Raw genomic sequence first — 17634 nt, 5'->3', positions numbered from 1 at the left:
AACCCAAGTATGCATTAGGGCTCCGTTGGAGCGTGGTGCTTCACATGCTCCGGTAAAGCACCTGTCAATGCCAAATATCGGGTTTGAGCGATGTGAGAAATATGATCGCCGATTCGGTCCATGTTCTTAAGGCAAAAAAGTAGGTGCGTCAAGTCGCCCGTTCGATCGGGATGATTTGCCAGCCCAATGATAATGATGTCCAATATTTGTGCGTACGCGTCATCGACTAGCCTGTCCACCTGACATAGCTCTTTCAGCTCTGGAATGTCCTTTGATGCATAGGCAAGGGACACTCTTGAGAGGAAATCCGATAGCATCATGGACAAGGTTTCAAGGCCTTGATGAAGATTGTCGGCAGGAGTGGGGCTGTGCAATTGGGTTGAACGCTCTGCAATATTTCGCGCTAAATCGCCGATGTGCGAAAACTCGTTTGCACTGCGCATGGCCGCCAATATTTCCTGCAAATCTTGACTCATCGGCTGGCGCTTTGTCATGAGCAACAAAATATCCTTATCCGCCTGAGCGCATAGCTCATCTATTTGGCCGTCGATTTGGATCGCCTCTTGCGCAGCAAGTACATCTTTGTGCAATAACGCTTTGGAAGCCGCCGTGAATGCATCGACGACGAAATGGCCGACTTGCATCAAGATTTCGCTTAGTGCAGCGAGCTCTTGATCATAGGCACGTACCGTATGCGGATTACTCACTGTGTGAACTCCTTATATACAAGCTGAATTACCCAAAGCGACCCGTAATGTACTGTTCCGTTCGCAGATGGGATGGATTAACAAAGAAATCGTCTGTCGCCTGGAATTCGACCATTCGACCCAAGTGCATAAACGCCGTATAGTCGGAGATACGTGCTGCTTGTTGCATATTGTGGGTCACGATGACAATTGTGTAGTCGGAGCGTAGGTCGTGAAACAGATCCTCAATCTTGGCGGTAGCAATGGGGTCTAACGCTGAGGTGGGTTCGTCAAACAAAATGATTTCAGGATTAGGAGCAAGTGTTCTTGCAATGCAAAGCCGTTGTTGTTGTCCACCCGATAATCCTAGTGCAGATTGGTGAAGCCGATCTTTTACTTCGTCCCATAATGCCGCCTGGCGTAACGAGGACTCCACTCGTTCATCCAGCGCAGCCCGTTGAGTAATCCCCCGCACTCGTAATCCTGACGCTACATTTTCATAGATCGACTTTGGAAACGGATTTGGCTTTTGGAACACCATGCCGATACGTAGCCGAACCATAATCGGGTCTATTTTTACACTCACAATATTCTTTTCTTCGGGTAGCAGCATGATGTCGCCATCGTACCGAGTGCCCGGGTATAGATCATGCATGCGGTTGAAACAGCGCAACAAAGTGCTTTTGCCGCATCCCGAAGCTCCGATGAGTGCGGTCACCCCATTATTTACCACGGGAAGATTGACGGCATGTAGGGCTTGAAAATCTCCGTACCAAAACGATAGCTTGCGGACATCAGCCCGCAACTCACGTTTAGGGTGCACCAGCACAGGAGGGGCCGTTAGTCCTTGTTCCTTTTCATCCTCATCAATGTTTGAGGCAGGTGCTCGAGACAACGAAGGGCGGTGCTTTTCAATAGGAGGTGTGGGGAGTGCGAGTTCGCTCATGGGATACCTTAGAGAGATGTCAACGTGCGTTCTATGCGACGTTTTGTCGGCGTAGCCGATAACGGATAACGATGGCAATGAGATTCATCAAAAGCGTCATGATGATCAACACAAGGCCCGTTGCCGCGGCATTAATATGAAAATCGGTCTGTGGGCGCGATAACCAATTGAACATTTGTATCGGCATGACGGTAAACGCCGAGTTAAGCCAGTCAAAATTAAGGAATGGAAATTCTGACTGAAGAGGCGAATTAGGCAAAAATGCGATGTAGGTTAGGGCCCCAATGGTGATGACCGGAGCCGTTTCACCTACCGCTCGTGATAACCCTACGATCGCACCCGTCAGTATGCCTGGACGCGCTGCCGGTAGGATGTAATGAGCAACGGTTTGCCATTTGTCCGCGCCAATACCGTAGGCGCCTTCTTTGGTGATTTGTGGAATGCTTCTTACCGCTTCACGAGTGGATACGATTACGACTGGGAGTATGAGCAGCGCCAAAACCATGCCCGCCACCAATACCGTTGAACCCATGTCAAACATATAGACGAACAGGCCTAGCGCCAATAAGCCATAAATGATGGAGGGTACGCCCGCGAGATTACTGATGTTGATGTCAATAAGTGTCGTCACCCAATTTTTTGGCGCGTATTCCTCAAGGTATATTCCTGCCATTACCCCGAGCGGTACTGAAAGAATTGCAGTGACAATCATGACCAGCGTGGTTCCCACCCAAGCGGAAAGGATGCCTGCATCTTCGGCACGGCGAGAGGGGAAACTGGTTAGAAATTCAAAATCGATTCGACTGGCACCACTGAGGGCAAGGTCAAACAAGAGGGCTAGTAACAGGCCCATTGAAAGAAAGAGAACAATGAGCCCTCCGACTGCAAAAAGCCAGTCGGATCGTCGGGATTTGCGCGCAATGGCACGGTCGCGTTCCTGCTCATTATCAGGCGCTGCTGCTTGCGTGGGCGTCTGTTCAGTTTGAATTTGCGTTGTCATTTAATACACCTCGCGATAGCGTTTACGCAAGTAGTAGCCGGCTACGTTAAAGAGCAGCGTAATCAAGAACAGTACTAAGCCAACAGCAAAAATACTTTGATACGCCAATGACCCATGGGGCAAATCGCCCAGGCTCATTTGAACAATATAAGCAGTGATCGTGGCGGCTCCTTCGCGCGGATCTAACGTGAGATTTGGTCCTTGGCCGGCAGCCACTGCAAGCACCATGGTTTCCCCCACAGCCCTGGACATCCCCAAAACGTATGCGGCGGTAATACCAGAGAATGCACCAGGAACAATCACCCTGAGCCCCGTCTGCAAGCGTGACATGCCTAGTGCGTAGGCGCCTTCGCGTAAGGAGCTTGGAACGGCGCGCATTGCATCCTCACTTACTGAAACGACATACGGCAAAATCATAATGCCCAAGACAATTCCCGGCACCAAGAGGTTAAAACCACCAAGTCCTGGGATGAATTTCTGGAAAAAGGGCGTAAGGACCAAGAGTGCGAAATACCCATATACAATCGTGGGTACGGCTTCGAGCATCTCTAAGCACGGTTTTACCGTCTCCCTGACCGAGGGGCGCGCAAATTCACTGAGGTAAATGGCTAATACGGTACCGAGGGGGATGGCAATCAGCAAAGCAATGCCGGCAGCCCACAATGTGGCCGTTAATAAAGGCCAAATACCGAATCGAGGATTGGCAAAGACGGGCGTCCATTGCGTATCGGTAAGAAAATCCAGCAGCGGCACTGTGGTGAAAAAGCCCCAAGACTCTGATACTAGAACATAGACGATGCCAGTGGTGATCAATACTGAAAGCGCCGCCGCACAAAACATGGCTATGCGGCTGATCCGATCCATGGCAATGCGCCGGGCGCGATACGCTGGCGTTGGCATAAAACGGTGGATGGGGGGACGAGCAATGGCATCATCCATGCGGAGCTCCACGTTGCATAAAATTAAAGTTGGCCGACCTTGGAGGCGTCGTGCTGAGCCCCAAGGTCGGCCAAGGTTTCAGGTTTGCTTAATTATTTAACCAAATCATCCATTTTTACGCCGACCTTGGAGCCACCGCCGAAGTGGGTACCGGTCGTGCGATTGTCAAACTTCTTGGTTGCTGCCACGGCAATGTTTTCAGGCAACGCAACGTAGCCTACTTCGCTCACAAGCGCTTGCTGGTTTTTAGGATTGAAGGCGAAGTGGATATAGTCAGCAACATGCTTCTGGTCGGCTTTCGATTTATCGACATAGTAGAAAATCGGGCGAGTTAGAGGCTGGTAGGTGCCGTCAACTGCCGTTTCGACCGAAGGCAACACGCATGAGCCGTCAGCTTGACGAATCGCGACGCGTTTGATCTTGTCTTTGTTGTGGTCGAAATACGCCAGGCCCAGGAAGCCCAGAGCATTCTTGTCGCGCGAAACGCCTTGTACGGTGACGTTATCATCTTCGGTGGCGGTGAAGTCGCCACGGCTGGAGTGTTCTTTTCCGACGATGGCAAACGTATAGTAATCATACGTTCCGGAGTCCGTGCCTGCCCCGAACAAAACCAATGGTGCATCGGGAAATTTCGGGTTAATCTGGTTCCAGTTTGTGATTTTGCCTTGAGCTTCGGGCGCCCACATGGTCTTTAACTCATCGACTGACAGGCATTCGGCAAACTTGTTGTCGGGATTAATAATGGTGGCTAATGCGTCGATGGCGATCGGCATTTCAATATATTCGACGTTGTTCTGCGCGCACAGCTCCATTTCTTCTTTTTTGATGGGGCGCGAAGCACCAGTAATGTCAAGCTCTCCGCGACAAAATTTCTTGAAACCACCGCCTGTACCCGAAACGCCCACTGTGACGCGAGTTTTTCCTTTTTGCTCCTTCTGGAACTCTTCTGCAACTGCTTCGGAGATGGGGAACACGGTGCTGGAACCGTCGATTAGTACCGTGGGAACATTCTGAGCGTAAGCAACCGATGTGGTGCCGGTAAGAGCAAGAGCAGCTGCACCGACGAAGACGTTAAATTTCATTAAAAACTCCTGGCTTGATAAGGAACCCAACGCCGACGCATAGGTCGCCACTGGCTTGCATGGATATCTATCCATCGATAAATTATGAAACATCAAAATGACATGCTTATGACGCCTGTCGCATTTAGTTATGACGCCGTGCGCCCGGGGCAAATCGCCAGTCCGTCTCAATGCCCAGGACGTAGCACAGCAAGTCTTCTACTGCTTGGGGATTCGAGCGGTAGACAACAGCATGTTTTTGGCGCTGACCGACTATTAGGCCAGCGCGCGAGAGGACAGCCAAGTGCAGTGAAATGTTGCTTAAAGGACCTGAAAATCGGCTTGCTATAACATCCACGCACTCCCCATTGGCAGAGTTGTGCACCATGCGGAAAATTTCCATTCTTGTGGGCTGATTCAAGGCTTTAAGGGCCATAAAAGGGTGGCATCTATCGTCTTTACAGGACGGGGGGCAATCTTGTTGCGCAAAGCGTGGTGCCTGTTGGCCGTGTTGCATGGTCATAGTCATCAAACTATTCGAGAATTGATGAAATAATGAACCGTAAATATGACAATAGTGTGACGACTGCGTTTCGCGACGCGGGTCGATTTAATCTTTGATCGCTTCCATATTTCGACTATTCTATTATTCTTGTATAATGGTGGGCATGATAAATATGCATGCCGCCGTGGCCGTTTTTGAATGCCTTTCGTCTAGCGTGCGCTTGGATGTATATAAACTGTTGGTTCGCAATGCGCCGCACGGATGTGTGGCCGGCCAGATTGCCACACAGCTTCGTATCCCCGCAACAAGTCTGTCATTCCACTTAAAAGCGATGACGCAAGCTAGTTTGTTGATCGCCACTCATGAGGGTAGATACATACGTTATCAGGCCAATCTGCCGTTGATGTTGAAGGTCATCGATTTTCTTACCTTGGAGTGTTGTGCCAGTACGGCTGATAACATGGTTGGCAGTGCGTCGGATACGACCTCCATTGAGCAAGAGAGTGGGGCGAAATCATGGTGATAGCACTTACTCACATGGCGACTGAAGCGCTCAATGCGATAAAGCAAGCGTTTCAGCTGATAAAAATGGGATTCTCATGAACAACATCACGATCTACCACAATCCTAATTGCGGGACCTCACGCAACACGCTGGGCTTGATCCGCAATGCCGGTATAGAGCCTACCGTCATCGAATATCTGAAAACGCCGCCATCGCGCGACGCGCTTGCCGATTTAATTCAACGTGCCGGGTTAACGGTGCGTCAGGCGTTACGTGAAAAAGGCACTCCATATATGGAGCTGGGCCTGAATAGCACGGCACTTACGGATGCGCAATTGCTCGACGCGGTGCAAGAGCATCCCATTCTGATGAATCGGCCTTTCGTTGTTACGCCATTGGGAGTACGCCTGTGCCGGCCTTCAGAGATGGTTCTCGATATCCTTCCACAGGCCCAACAGGGGCCCTTTACCAAAGAGGACGGGGAAGCTGTCATCGATGAGCGCGGCCAACGCGTGCGTTAACGACACTTCACCTTCCTGCGCCACCCAGTACTTTTTTCTGCTAGTTTGAGAACGTTGATGACCAGTTATTCTTCACCCGTTGATTTGACCTTGCCCATAGCCGACGAGACCCTCTTGGATACGCCCACTCATGACAAGCTTTCTCTGTCGGGTGGGGCAACGCATCCGCCTCGTATTCTTCTACTCTACGGCTCACTGCGTGAGCGCTCATACAGTCGCTTACTTACCGAAGAGGCGGCGCGCATCCTGAACCGCTTGGGTGCCGAGACCCGGATCTTCGATCCGCATGGACTACCGCTGCCCGATAGCGTTCCTGCAGATCATCCTAAAGTCCTTGAGCTGAGGGAACTGTCGAATTGGTCGGAAGGGCACGTGTGGTGCAGTCCCGAACGCCACGGGACCTTGACGGGTGTGTTCAAAAGTCAGATCGATTGGTTGCCCCTGGAGGTGGGGAGCGTGCGTCCGACGCAAGGCCGTACCCTGGCTGTCATGCAGGTCAGCGGTGGATCCCAATCCTTTAACGCGGTCAATGCGCTGCGTGTGCTTGGTCGTTGGATGCGTATGGTGACGATTCCGAATCAGTCGTCGGTGGCGAAGGCCTACCAGGAATTCGACGAGGACGGACGGATGAAACCTTCGCCGTACTACGACCGCGTCGTGGATGTTATGGAAGAACTGATGAAATTTACCTTGCTGGTTCGAGACCGCAGCGATTATTTGACCGACCGGTATAGCGAACGCAAGGGCGTGGCTGCCGAGGTCGCCCGCTTGGCGCAGCGCGCCATGGAGCAAGAGACGCAAACCACGGAAAGCTAAATCAAGGGAGTGCCAATTAGCTACGGTGTGCTTTGGGTATAGTCGGAGCACGATGGTCAGCATCCGCTCACCCGCTCATCTTGTGCGCTTTGTTTTGGTAAGCGTGCGGCCTCAATTTTGTGCCGCTTCATTTTTTCCCATAAGTTTTTCCGCGAAATCTTAAGCGCGTTGGCTGTTTCGGTGATATGGCCCTGAAAACGTATCAACATTTCTTCGATATAAAGCCGTTCGCAGGCATCTTGGTAAATATTGAGCGCTGCATCTTCACCGGGAAAGGACGTGTTCAGAGGCACGGTTCGTTGCCAATCGGAAGCGAAAATGTCGTTAGGAAGTAGAACGGCGTTCGGACTGACCAGACAGGCGTGCTCGATTCTGTTGTGCAATTCGCGGATGTTGCCCGGCCATGAATATTCTTGTAGTCGTAATTGGGTGAGCGGATGCAAAGATTTTGGAGGCTCATTCAGACGCTGGGCCATAGCTCTGATAAAGCGCTGCGCTAGCCAATAAACGTCTTCCGGACGTTCCCTAAGGGGTTTGACATGCAACGTGACAACATTGATTCGGTAGTACAAGTCCTCTCGAAATAGACGTTCCTTGACCATGTTTTCCAGATCACGGTTCGTGGCACAGACCAGATCGAATTGCGTTGCAGTATCGTGTTCGGCGCCAAGACGTCGAATGCATTTTTCCTGTATTGATCTCAGCAACGTGGCTTGTAGGGGAAGGGAGAGTTCGCCGACTTCATCCAGGAACAGCGTTCCACCGTTGGCCTGCTCAAGATAACCGCGCTTTTGCTTATCCGCACCCGTGAAGGCACCCCGCTCAACGCCAAAAAACTCCGCTTCAGCTAGCGTGGGAGCCACCGCTCCACAGTTCACCGCTACAAACGGACGTTCGGTGTCGGCTGAGTCGGCTCGCCGATGAATCAGCCGCGCAAGGACCTCCTTGCCAACCCCTGATTCTCCTGTAATGAGCACCGAGGACGCTCGTCCGGCAATTCGAGGTACGAGCTGGGCCAGCTCTTGGGCGGCGGCGGAAACCCCCAGGATATTATCGTCGGACACTTGCGTGTTCGCGTCATGGTTGACCGTCAATTCTCGAACAGTTTGCACTAAGCGGGGTAGGTCGAAGGGCTTCGTTATGTAATCTCGCACACCCAGCTTGAGCATGTCTACGGCGCGCTCAACAGTGGCATATGCCGTCATGAGGATGAAGGGCGGAAGACTATGGCCGTCCTGAAGCATCTGCATATATAGCGCGTCACCATCCAAATCGGCCAGCCGCACATCGCTGAGGACCACTGCGTAGTCATTGGCAAGGATGGCGGCTCGTGCCGCATAAGCACCAAGGTGCCAATCCACCTTGAAGCCCTCCAATTGAAAGCGTTCAACCAGAGACTCGCCCATGATCGGATCATCTTCGATCAGGCAAATATGAGGACCAATCATGCTGGACCTCCCAAAGATGGTGAGTTTAAAGGAAGGGTAACCGTAAAGCGGGTGAACCCCGGCTCACTGCTTACTTCAATCGTACCGCGTAACTGCGTAATGATCTGATATGTCACCCACAAACCGAGGCCATGTGAATTACGGTTCAGTGTTGGCTCTACGGGATATGGCTCGAAGAGTTGGGGTAGAGCAGCTTCGGGAATATGCTGTCCTGAATTGGATATCTCGATAGTGAGCGATTCGGTAGTGCGCTGAACCAAGCAACTCACACTGCCTTCTGGCTCGACAGCATTTTTCGCGTTAAGAAGCAGGTTAAGCGTCAGTTGCCGTACTGAGTGGGCGGGCAACTCAACAGCAAGATTGGGTTGAACATCCCATAGCAACCTGGCGTGCCGTGCATTGAGCTCCGGCTCAATGAGCGTGCGTAGATCCTCCCAGTCGGCGGGTGACATTCGCGAGGCATCGAGTCGCGCTTCCACAAGTAATGCCCCCACCGTATGACGGATCTGGTTCAATCCGCGGCGCACCAGTTCAACAGTCTTGGTGGTCAGTTTGTCAGGCGTTCCGTGCGTCTGGAGCGTGTCAAGCGCATTGATCATCCCGCCAAGTGGATTATTGATTTCATGCGCAACGCCAGTGGCGACCCGGCCTACCGCCGCCAGCCGTTCAGCAGCCACCATCTCGCGCTCAAGCGCTTCTTTGGCTTCAAGCTCGTTCAACATGCCTGAAAACTGCTGGCCCAGTACGCCTATCTCATCGGTGCCTGTCGTGTCCAAGGAGTGCCGAATACTGCTCAGCGGCTCGCGGCCTACGCGTTTCATTGCTTTTGCCAGTGAAAGCAGAGGTCGGGCGACTTGATTGCCCCATGCCCATCCGATGAGCAGCAACAGAATAATCCCGGGGATACTGATCCAAAATACTCGAGTGAGCAGGCTGGAAACACGCTGTCGCCAAGCGCTTACATCGTATGAAACCAACACGTATCCGGCGATGCCTGCGTCGTCGGACCGAACGGCGGTTCCCGCAACCCCCGGGACTTGAGAAAAGTAACCCGAATATCGAAAATAAAACGACTGCGACGGATCGCGAAGTGCGGCGACTGCGTGCGTCAGCTCATCAGGTAGCGCAGCGAGCGATGTCGAGATCGGGTAGTGTTTAGGGTCGGATGCTGCGTATACGTTGAAATCTTGATCCAGAACGATGATCGCTTGCACGCCCGAGACAGGGCCTGTTGCATCGACTGGAATTCGAATGGCTTCATATGCACGCCAAAGATCATCGCGTCTAAGTGGTTCGCGCACTGATAAGGCCAGCATGCGAGTAAGGGCTTGTGCCCCTTGGCGCATATCCTGGCGCATTGCCGAATATGAGGTCTGTACGAAGGTTGCTGTCACCACGAGCTCTGTGGCCAGAATGGCTGCGGCCAATGCTAAGGGAGCCTTGTATCGATAGCTCATGTGGCGAAATGGACGACGCCAACTGAAGGAGCTCATTTCGCACTCATCGAGTTGGCCTCCACGGCCAACGTACTCGCTCCAGCGGTCTGGTTCAGCTTTCTGATGCCATCATACAAAGAATCCGTGCCGTTCACGAATCGATCAAGAGCGAGTCGGCCAAGTATCATTTTCCCATCGTGGCGTTCATGCATTTGCAAAAGCGCGGCATTCAATGCGTCGAAGGTTGATGCAGGCATTTCTTTACGTGCCACCAGAGGCGGGAAGCCGTATTCGGGAGATTGCCATACCTTGCGCGCGCCAGAGGCCCAGGCTGGAAACTGGGCAATAATCGTATCCCACACATAGCCGTCTACGGCACCACCATCTGCCAGCCCGGCAGCGACCGCTTGCACCACTTTGCGATGAGCAAAAGTAAAGAATGACTTGCGAAAGAAAGTTGACGGATCCTCATGGTGAGTCAATAACTCAGTGCGGGGAATGAGAAATCCCGAATTTGATAAGGGGTCACTATAGGCGAAAACTTTATCCTCTAGTCGCGTAATGGCTTTCGTTTTTTGATCGCTATCCGGAACGATTAAGTAAGAACGATACAAGGGTGCTCCCTTGTATTGGGGTACAGCCACCAAGCGCAACTGATTTGAATTAAGCACGTAGGGGTAACCGCAAATCCAGGCGGCATCAATGTGACCACGCAGCAAAAGTTCAACAATCTCTCGATAGCTTCGACGCTGCACGAATTGCACTGCTTGGCCCAGCGTTGCTTGCAAATCAGCGCGCCAAATGTCCAATAACTGGAGCTGATTGTCGAGAAAAACGGCTGTGGTGCCAATTCGCAAGGTGGTCTGATCAGCTTCCCGGCTCCATGCGGGAGCCACGCCTGCGCCCACGGCGGCAATGCCAGCAGTAAGCAGACGACGACGGACGTTACCGTTCGGTAACGAAAAACCTGGATTGCCACCGAGAGCGTTACCGTTTGGTATCCGGATTCCCACCATTTTTTGTCTTCTCCGAGCGTACCTAGCGTGAGTTGATAGTTGGCACGCGTATTGCGTAAACAATGTGTACAGGTTACCGACCACCGTCCATTGTTTCAATAGGAATTGCCCCATGTCCGACACTACAACTATCAACCGACGCGGTTTTCTTAAGCTCAGTGGAGGCAGCGGTGTCGCAGCGGCCGCTACCTTGGTGCCATTCACAAGTGCCAATGCTCAGACATCACCGGCCGACCCCTCCAAAACCACGTTGGATTATCCGAGCAAAGCCGTCACGGCTGCCCAAAAGCTGACGGTTGAGGCGCCGCTCTCATTCAGTTATCCAGACGAACGCTCACCGTGTACCGCGATCAAACTGGGATCCCCTGTCCCAGGAGGAGTCGGCCCTGATCGCGATATTGTCGCGTATAGCACTCTATGCACCCATATGGGCTGCCCGACAATCTATGACAACAACACTAAAACGTTCAAGTGCCCATGCCATTTCAGCGAGTTCGATGCAGAGAAGGCCGGCCAGATGATTTGCGGACAGGCAACAGAGAATCTCCCGCGCGTGCTATTGCGGTATGACGAAGCCACTGACACCGTTTCAGCCGTTGGTGTCGATGGGCTGATCTATGGACGTCAAGCCAACATAATTTAATTCGGAGATAAATGTCATGCCAGCCAAAAAAGATCGCATCACCTTGCCGCCAGTAAACGCCCAGCGTACAAATATGACCTGTCATTTCTGTATCGTCGGCTGCGGCTATCACGTGTATAAGTGGCCCGAACAGAAAGAGGGCGGTCGAGCGCCCCAAGACAACGCCTTGGGCCTAGATTTTCGTCAGCAGCTGCCGCCATATGCCACCACGCTGACCCCAGCCATGACCAACGTCATTACCGAGCACGATGGCAGTCGTCACAATATCATGATCCTGCCGGACAAGGAGTGTGTCGTGAATGGCGGGCTCAGCTCGACCCGCGGTGGCCGGATGGCAACGTATATGTACACCCCTGAAGGCGATGGCAAGGATCGGCTCAAGCAGCCGCGTCTATATGCTGCCGATCAGTGGGTGGATACCTCTTGGGATCAAGCCATGGCGCTCTACGCCGGGTTGCTCAAAAAAACGCTGGATAAGGATGGACCGGAAGGCATTGTGTTTTCCTGTTTTGATCACGGTGGGGCTGGCGGCGGGTTTGAGAATACATGGGGTACTGGCAAGCTGATGTTCTCGGCATTGCAAACCCCCATGGTTCGCATCCACAATCGCCCCGCGTATAACTCTGAGTGTCACGCCACCCGTGACATGGGCATCGGCGAGCTAAATAATGCTTACGAAGACGCGGAGCTCGCGGACGTGCTTTGGTCCATAGGCAATAATCCTTACGAGTCGCAAACCAATTACTTCCTTCAACATTGGGTGCCAAACCTCTATGGTCAAACCAGTGGCAAGAAGAAAGAACGGTTTCCCGATGAGGAGTTGCCCCCGACACGGATCATATTTGTAGACCCCCGCGAAACGCCGTCCATCGCCATTGCGCGCCAGGTTGCAGGCAAGGAGCGTGTGCTGCATTTGGCGATTGAACCGGGCACGGACACCGCTCTGTTTAATGGCCTTTTTACCTATGTGGTGGAGCAGGGCTGGATAGACAAACCGTTCATTGAACAGCATACATCTGGATTCGATTCGGCCGTACAGACCAACCGCCTATCACTTGAGGAGTGCAGCAAGATTACTGGCGTGCCCCTCGAGGACCTCAAAAAGGCGGCGGAATGGTCATATAAGCCTAAGAAGACAGGCCAGATGCCGCGCAGTATGCACGCCTATGAAAAAGGCATCATTTGGGGCAATGACAATTACGTCATTCAGTCGGCACTGCTCAGCCTGGTTATAGCGACCCATAACGTTGGCCGTCGCGGTACAGGATGCGTACGCATGGGTGGTCACCAAGAAGGCTACACTCGGCCGCCATACCCAGGCGACACAAAGATTTATATCGACCAAGAGCTGATCCAGGGCAAGGGTCGCATGATGACCTGGTGGGGCTGCAATAACTTTCAGACCAGCAATAATGCGCAAGCATTGCGAGAAGCGGTACTAAAGCGATCAGCCATTGTCAAAGAGGCGATGCAAAAGGCGCGAGGCGCCAGTACCGAAGAAATGGTTGATATCATTTTTCAGGCAACAGAGAAGGGTGGGTTATTTGTCGCGAGCATTAATCTTTATCCGACCAAGCTTGCCGAAGCCGCCCATCTATTGCTGCCGGCAGCACATCCTGGAGAGATCAACCTGACCTCGATGAATGGAGAGCGGCGTATTCGTTTATCCGAGAAGTTTATGGATGCTCCAGGTTCTGCGATGGCCGATTGCCTCATTGCGGCAAAGATCGCCAATACAGTACGCGCGCTTTACGAGAAAGAAGGCAACTCGGCGATGACCGAGCGTTTCAATGGCTTTGACTGGAAGACGGAAGAAGATGCCTTCAATGATGGATTCCGTCAAGCGGGTCAGCCAGGAGCGCCGAAGATCGATAGCCAAGGCGGCGACTCTGGCCATCTGGTTACCTATGAACGTCTGCGGGCCACCGGCAATAACGGCGTACAGCTTCCCGTCAAGTCTTATACCGATGGAAAGTTTGTAGGCACAGAGATGCTCTATACCGACTCAAAGTTCGACACAGAGGACGGGAAAGCGCATTTTCTGCCCGCACCATGGAATGGTTTGCCTGAAACCGTTGCGGCTCAAAAGAAAAAATATAAGTTCTGGCTCAACAATGGGCGAAACAATGAGATATGGCAAACCGCTTATCACGATCAATACAATAGCTTCGCCCAAGAGCGCTATCCCATGGCCTACATCGAGATTAATCCCGATGATTGCCAGGAGCTCGGTGTAGCGGCCAGCGACATCGTGGAAGTCTATAACGACTTCGGTTCCACGTATGCCATGGTGTATCCAGTCGCACAGATCAAGCGCGGCCAGACGTTCATGCTGTTCGGTTACGTAAACGGCATTCAAGGCGACGTAACCACGGATTGGACTGATCGAAACATAATCCCTTATTACAAGGGCACATGGGGCAACATTCGTAAGGCCGGCACCGTCGAAGAGTTCAAACGAACGGTCAGCTTTAAAGACCGTCGATTTGCGATGCCCAAGCCGGCATAAAAAGGAGTACTTCGATTAGTCGTATGCCGCCCTGCTTTATGAAAACTTAAAGCGGGGTTTTTTGAAAAAACGATAAAGCCAAGCATGAACGAACACTTATTGCATGACCATCGCCCAATACGTATACCGGCAGTAGTCAAAGGCGATGTGGCCCCAAGCGAGCCTATCTTACTGGACCAACATGCGAGGCCATTACGAGACCTGCGTATCTCCGTCACCGATCGATGTAATTTTCGATGTACCTACTGTATGCCACGGTCGGTGTTCGGGAAAGATTTTCAGTTTCTTCCGCGCAGTGAGCTATTGACTCACGAAGAGATCGAGCGGGCTGCCAAAGTATTCGTGAGTTTAGGAGTAGAAAAAATCCGTATCACAGGTGGCGAACCACTACTGCGCAAAGACGTGGACATGTTGGCCTCAAGGCTTGTGGCGCTCACAACAACCGAGGGGCGCCCTGTTGATATTTCATTGACCACAAATGGGGCGTTGCTAGCGCGTAAGGCACAAAGCCTTGCGAAAGCAGGTGTCAAGCGCTTGAATGTAAGTCTGGATGCGATAGATAACGCGGTATTCCAGAGAATGACGGACGCTGACTGGACCGTCGATGACGTGCTGCAGGGTATTGAGGTTGCAAGATCTGCAGGTATTGCTCCCATAAAAATCAATATGGTGGTCAAGCGCGGCGTCAACGATGACCAAGTTCTCCCCATGGCCAAGTATTTTCGTGGCACCGGCCACATCTTGCGCTTCATCGAATTTATGGACGTGGGAAATACCAATCAATGGAACAGAAGTGCGGTATATCCGTCGTCAGAGCTCATAGCTCTGTTGCATCGGTACTTTCCGTTGGAGCCCGTGTCACCTTCTGCTAAGGGAGAGGTGGCTAAGCGTTGGCGATACGTAGATGGCCAGGGGGAAATCGGAGTGATTTCTAGTGTGACCCAGCCATTCTGCGGGGATTGCACTCGAGCCCGGTTAGCATCGAACGGCAGGCTTTATCTCTGCCTATTCGGCCAGCAGAGTGTGGACTTGCGCGCCTTGTTACGTGAGTCAGACGATGATGATGCCTTACGGGAAAAAGTCGCATCCGTCTGGTCCCAAAGGACAGATAGGTATTCAGAAGCGCGGGGATTTAGTCCTCTTATATATTCGCCACGAGTCGAAATGAGCCATATTGGTGGATAGCTATAAACGTTTTCGGTGTCCTGGACACCGTTGCGTTCGAGCATGCGAACGACACTTCGCATGCTCGAACTAGGGGCGCGTTCCTGAGTTTCCGGCCAGTGGTGAAAAGCGGCTATCCCTTCGAAGGCTGCCGCGCTGATGTAACTGATGTTGAGCATACGTCGTAGCCGAACTCTGACGTATGGTCAACATTTCGTTGCTGGTGACAATATCTCGAATGTTGTCGCCTCAGCAGTCGAGCGTGCACTAATCTTTCCCCCATGTGCTTCCACAATCGATTTAACAATCGCTAAGCCAAGGCCTGCGCCTTCACCAGTACGCTGTCGCGATGCGTCAGGTCTATAAAAACGCTCAAAAATGTGTGTGATGTGTTCGGGAGGTATGACGGGACCGGGGTTCTGAACACAAAGCCTGATATTCGTAGATTCGACTTCGAAGATTGCTATAACGGTGCCTCCTGCAGGCGTGTATCGAATCGCGTTCGATAACAGGTTGCTCAATGCCCGGCGTATCATCAGCCGATCTCCGATGATGCAACCCCGTGGCCCCACAAGCTTTAAGCCCACCTCGCGCTCTTCGGCCCAGGCGCCAAAGTAGTCGAAAAGGATGCGCATCTCGGCCTGAAGGTCGATTTTAACGAGTTCGGGTTTGAGTAGATTGTTATCCGCTTGCGCCAAAAACAGCATATCACCAAGCATTTTCGCCATGCGCTCGTACTCTTCTAAGTTCGAATACAGGATCTCCCGATACTGTTCGACGCTGCGGGACTGAGAAAGCGCGACTTCGGTTTGGGTTTTCAGATTCGTGATGGGGGTTCGAAGCTCGTGCGCGATGTCACCTGAAAAATCGGAGAGACGGCGGAAGACGCCCTCAAGCCGCTCAAGCATTCCGTTGAAAGACATTGCAAGCCCGACCAGTTCAGTAGGAACGGCGTGTGGCTCGAGTCGCATATAGAGCTGATCGGGCCTGATTTTTCCGATTTCGCGGCTGATGCGCCGTATCGGTGCATGGCCTTGGTGCACCGCGAGCCATGTAGCCAAAATCGCAATGAGACAGGCCGCTACTGTGATGATTCGGAGATAGTCCCGAAAGCTGTCCAGATAATGCAGATGGAAATTAATGCCCGTGGCCACTGCGATGGTTAAGGTGCGCGGCGCAGGGAAACTATCCGTTCCGGTCCGTAGTACAGCTCCTCGAAACGTCTCGCCGTGATCTTGCCATATGCCAACCGTGTCAATAGTGATTTTCTCTACAGGCTGAGCGATTTGAGCAAACCTGTCCAAATTCGATCCCGGCGTAGCATAGATGAGTGCACCGGCGTCCGAGGAGATACGATATTGAGCGTTATGGTGGCCCGACACGGCATTGGCAAGCGGCTGATGCAATTCGGCAGGTGCTATATCAGGCGGTAGCGTGGCTAGCGTGTGCTTTAAGGCCTGAACGACTGCATTCAGTTCATCAACATCTTGCTGGATAAAGTGGTTGTTGATTGACCGCTCTACGATCCAGCCGAATGTGAGTAGTACGACTGTTATCACCGCCCCAATAGAAACGGTAAGCCGTACAGCTAGGGATGCCGGCCGTCTTTTCATCAACTATTCGGGGAGCGTCACGTCCAGCATGTAACCCATGCCGCGTACCGTGTGGATAAGCTTAGGATCAAAATCGTCATCGATTTTGGCGCGTAGGCGTCGGATCGCGACATCAATGACATTGGTGTCGCTGTCAAAGTTCATGTCCCACACCTGGGAAGCAATCAACGAGCGAGGCAGTACTTCGCCTTGCCGACGTACCAAGAGTTCCAACAAGGCAAACTCTTTGTTCGTGAGATTAATACGCACGCTTTTGCGTTGAGCTCGACGTCGAGGAATATCGAGAACGAGATCAGCGATCTGTAACTGATCCTGGAAGGCGGGAGCGGCGCCCCGCCTTAATAACGTACGTACACGCGCTAGGAGCTCTGAAAAAGCGAACGGTTTTACCAAGTAATCGTCTGCGCCCAGCTCCAGCCCTTTGACGCGGTCTTCTACACTATCCCGGGCAGTCAGAAATAATACCGGCGTCGACGATTTCGCATCACGTAGTGCCTGGACGATACGCCAACCGTCTACATCGGGCAGCATGACGTCCAAGATAATCAAATCATAAGAGCCAGTCAGGGCCAAATGATGTCCGTCCAAGCCAGTGCGCACGAGGTCCACAACGAAGCCGGACTCGACTAGCCCTTGGCGTACATAATCACCGGTTTTGGTCTCGTCTTCGACCAACAGCAATTTCATGGGTTCGATCCTGTAAGTCCTATCACGAAAGGAAGAGCATTCTGCCGTCCATTGTCAAACTGTAATGCGATGCCGCTGACGGCAACATGACGTCAGCATTACAAAATTGTAATGCTACGGTAGAAGCCATCACCGGTAGA

General features: G+C 52.3%; 17 protein-coding genes. 6 read left to right on the top strand and 11 right to left on the bottom strand.

From position 1 onward, the window contains the following. Window positions 1–14: 14 nt before the first annotated feature. The 6 genes from ERE07_RS07960 to ERE07_RS22340 all read right to left on the bottom strand — a co-directional run bounded on the left by ERE07_RS07960 (window position 15) and on the right by ERE07_RS22340 (window position 5035). Window positions 15–707: a phosphate signaling complex PhoU family protein gene (locus ERE07_RS07960; protein ID WP_130008245.1), complete on the bottom strand. Its 693-nt coding sequence runs from the start codon at window positions 705–707 to the stop codon at window positions 15–17. Window positions 708–735: 28 nt separating this feature from the next. Beyond that, window positions 736–1632: a phosphate ABC transporter ATP-binding protein PstB gene (gene pstB / locus ERE07_RS07955; RefSeq protein WP_113933168.1), complete on the bottom strand. Its 897-nt coding sequence runs from the start codon at window positions 1630–1632 to the stop codon at window positions 736–738. Window positions 1633–1663: 31 nt separating this feature from the next. Continuing rightward, window positions 1664–2632: a phosphate ABC transporter permease PstA gene (gene pstA / locus ERE07_RS07950; protein ID WP_130008244.1), complete on the bottom strand. Its 969-nt coding sequence runs from the start codon at window positions 2630–2632 to the stop codon at window positions 1664–1666. Further along, window positions 2633–3571, bottom strand: coding sequence for a phosphate ABC transporter permease subunit PstC (gene pstC / locus ERE07_RS07945; RefSeq protein WP_130008243.1), 939 nt, complete (start codon window positions 3569–3571; stop codon window positions 2633–2635). Between the two features lie 92 nt (window positions 3572–3663). Next, window positions 3664–4653 (bottom strand): PstS family phosphate ABC transporter substrate-binding protein, encoded by a 990-nt coding sequence (locus ERE07_RS07940; RefSeq protein ID WP_209021104.1) that lies wholly within the window; start codon window positions 4651–4653, stop codon window positions 3664–3666. Window positions 4654–4777: 124 nt separating this feature from the next. Next, window positions 4778–5035 (bottom strand): ArsR/SmtB family transcription factor, encoded by a 258-nt coding sequence (locus ERE07_RS22340; RefSeq protein ID WP_167670772.1) that lies wholly within the window; start codon window positions 5033–5035, stop codon window positions 4778–4780. A gap of 274 nt (window positions 5036–5309) precedes the next feature. Between ERE07_RS22340 and ERE07_RS07930 the strand changes: the two genes are divergently transcribed. From ERE07_RS07930 to arsH, 3 genes are all read left to right on the top strand, one after another. Then, the gene (locus tag ERE07_RS07930) at window positions 5310–5660 is read left to right on the top strand and encodes an ArsR/SmtB family transcription factor (protein ID WP_209021103.1); all 351 of its coding nucleotides are present in this window, start codon (window positions 5310–5312) and stop codon (window positions 5658–5660) included. A 76-nt stretch (window positions 5661–5736) separates the two neighbouring features. Then, complete coding sequence (gene arsC / locus ERE07_RS07925; protein WP_130008240.1) at window positions 5737–6162, top strand: arsenate reductase (glutaredoxin); 426 nt, start codon at window positions 5737–5739, stop codon at window positions 6160–6162. A 57-nt stretch (window positions 6163–6219) separates the two neighbouring features. Continuing rightward, window positions 6220–6978: an arsenical resistance protein ArsH gene (gene arsH / locus ERE07_RS07920; protein WP_130008239.1), complete on the top strand. Its 759-nt coding sequence runs from the start codon at window positions 6220–6222 to the stop codon at window positions 6976–6978. A 56-nt stretch (window positions 6979–7034) separates the two neighbouring features. Here arsH and ERE07_RS07915 read toward each other — a convergent pair whose 3' ends face one another. The 3 genes from ERE07_RS07915 to ERE07_RS07905 are packed head-to-tail and all read right to left on the bottom strand — an operon-like array spanning window position 7035 to window position 10878. Further along, window positions 7035–8426 carry a sigma-54-dependent transcriptional regulator gene (locus ERE07_RS07915; RefSeq protein ID WP_130008238.1) on the bottom strand — a complete coding sequence of 464 codons (1392 nt, stop codon included), beginning with the start codon at window positions 8424–8426 and terminating at the stop codon, window positions 7035–7037. Further along, a complete protein-coding gene (locus tag ERE07_RS07910) occupies window positions 8423–9919 on the bottom strand; it encodes a sensor histidine kinase (RefSeq protein WP_130008237.1) in 1497 nt (498 codons plus the stop codon). Before ERE07_RS07910 ends, ERE07_RS07915 begins: the two co-directional genes overlap by 4 nt. Next, entirely contained in the window at window positions 9916–10878 is a 963-nt protein-coding gene (locus ERE07_RS07905) for a substrate-binding domain-containing protein (RefSeq protein WP_130008236.1), read from the bottom strand. The genes ERE07_RS07910 and ERE07_RS07905 overlap by 4 nt, the downstream gene beginning before the upstream one ends. 112 nt (window positions 10879–10990) lie before the next feature. Here ERE07_RS07905 and ERE07_RS07900 point away from each other — a divergent pair, with 112 nt between their 5' ends. From ERE07_RS07900 to moaA, 3 genes are all read left to right on the top strand, one after another. Then, window positions 10991–11521: an arsenate reductase (azurin) small subunit gene (locus ERE07_RS07900; RefSeq protein ID WP_130008235.1), complete on the top strand. Its 531-nt coding sequence runs from the start codon at window positions 10991–10993 to the stop codon at window positions 11519–11521. A gap of 16 nt (window positions 11522–11537) precedes the next feature. Further along, on the top strand, window positions 11538–14030 hold the full coding sequence (locus ERE07_RS07895; protein WP_130008234.1) for an arsenate reductase (azurin) large subunit: 2493 nt from the start codon (window positions 11538–11540) through the stop codon (window positions 14028–14030). Window positions 14031–14114: 84 nt separating this feature from the next. Then, window positions 14115–15215: a GTP 3',8-cyclase MoaA gene (gene moaA, locus ERE07_RS07890; RefSeq protein ID WP_130008233.1), complete on the top strand. Its 1101-nt coding sequence runs from the start codon at window positions 14115–14117 to the stop codon at window positions 15213–15215. Between the two features lie 185 nt (window positions 15216–15400). On the opposite strand, the gene ERE07_RS07885 is transcribed toward moaA, so the two are convergent. Both ERE07_RS07885 and ERE07_RS07880 read right to left on the bottom strand, forming a co-directional pair. Continuing rightward, a complete protein-coding gene (locus ERE07_RS07885; protein ID WP_130008232.1) occupies window positions 15401–16807 on the bottom strand; it encodes a Cu(+)/Ag(+) sensor histidine kinase in 1407 nt (468 codons plus the stop codon). A gap of 3 nt (window positions 16808–16810) precedes the next feature. Next, window positions 16811–17494 carry a heavy metal response regulator transcription factor gene (locus ERE07_RS07880; protein WP_013742891.1) on the bottom strand — a complete coding sequence of 228 codons (684 nt, stop codon included), beginning with the start codon at window positions 17492–17494 and terminating at the stop codon, window positions 16811–16813. Window positions 17495–17634 lie beyond the last annotated feature (140 nt).

Source organism: Allopusillimonas ginsengisoli (genome assembly GCF_004153455.1).
Taxonomy (GTDB): Bacteria; Pseudomonadota; Gammaproteobacteria; order Burkholderiales; family Burkholderiaceae_B; genus Allopusillimonas; species Allopusillimonas ginsengisoli.
This window is presented reverse-complemented; position numbering and strand designations above follow the sequence as displayed.

Coding starts and splice junctions, on each gene's coding strand:
- ERE07_RS07910 (WP_130008237.1), bottom strand. CDS start 9,919: ATGAGCTCCTTCAGTTGGCGTCGTCCATTTCGCCACATGAGCTATCGA.
- ERE07_RS07880 (WP_013742891.1), bottom strand. CDS start 17,494: ATGAAATTGCTGTTGGTCGAAGACGAGACCAAAACCGGTGATTATGTA.
- moaA (WP_130008233.1), top strand. CDS start 14,115: ATGAACGAACACTTATTGCATGACCATCGCCCAATACGTATACCGGCA.
- pstA (WP_130008244.1), bottom strand. CDS start 2,632: ATGACAACGCAAATTCAAACTGAACAGACGCCCACGCAAGCAGCAGCG.
- pstB (WP_113933168.1), bottom strand. CDS start 1,632: ATGAGCGAACTCGCACTCCCCACACCTCCTATTGAAAAGCACCGCCCT.
- ERE07_RS07895 (WP_130008234.1), top strand. CDS start 11,538: ATGCCAGCCAAAAAAGATCGCATCACCTTGCCGCCAGTAAACGCCCAG.
- ERE07_RS07940 (WP_209021104.1), bottom strand. CDS start 4,653: ATGAAATTTAACGTCTTCGTCGGTGCAGCTGCTCTTGCTCTTACCGGC.
- ERE07_RS07915 (WP_130008238.1), bottom strand. CDS start 8,426: ATGATTGGTCCTCATATTTGCCTGATCGAAGATGATCCGATCATGGGC.
- ERE07_RS07900 (WP_130008235.1), top strand. CDS start 10,991: ATGTCCGACACTACAACTATCAACCGACGCGGTTTTCTTAAGCTCAGT.
- ERE07_RS07930 (WP_209021103.1), top strand. CDS start 5,310: ATGCATGCCGCCGTGGCCGTTTTTGAATGCCTTTCGTCTAGCGTGCGC.
- arsH (WP_130008239.1), top strand. CDS start 6,220: ATGACCAGTTATTCTTCACCCGTTGATTTGACCTTGCCCATAGCCGAC.
- arsC (WP_130008240.1), top strand. CDS start 5,737: ATGAACAACATCACGATCTACCACAATCCTAATTGCGGGACCTCACGC.
- pstC (WP_130008243.1), bottom strand. CDS start 3,571: ATGGATGATGCCATTGCTCGTCCCCCCATCCACCGTTTTATGCCAACG.
- ERE07_RS07905 (WP_130008236.1), bottom strand. CDS start 10,878: ATGGTGGGAATCCGGATACCAAACGGTAACGCTCTCGGTGGCAATCCA.
- ERE07_RS22340 (WP_167670772.1), bottom strand. CDS start 5,035: ATGGAAATTTTCCGCATGGTGCACAACTCTGCCAATGGGGAGTGCGTG.
- ERE07_RS07885 (WP_130008232.1), bottom strand. CDS start 16,807: ATGAAAAGACGGCCGGCATCCCTAGCTGTACGGCTTACCGTTTCTATT.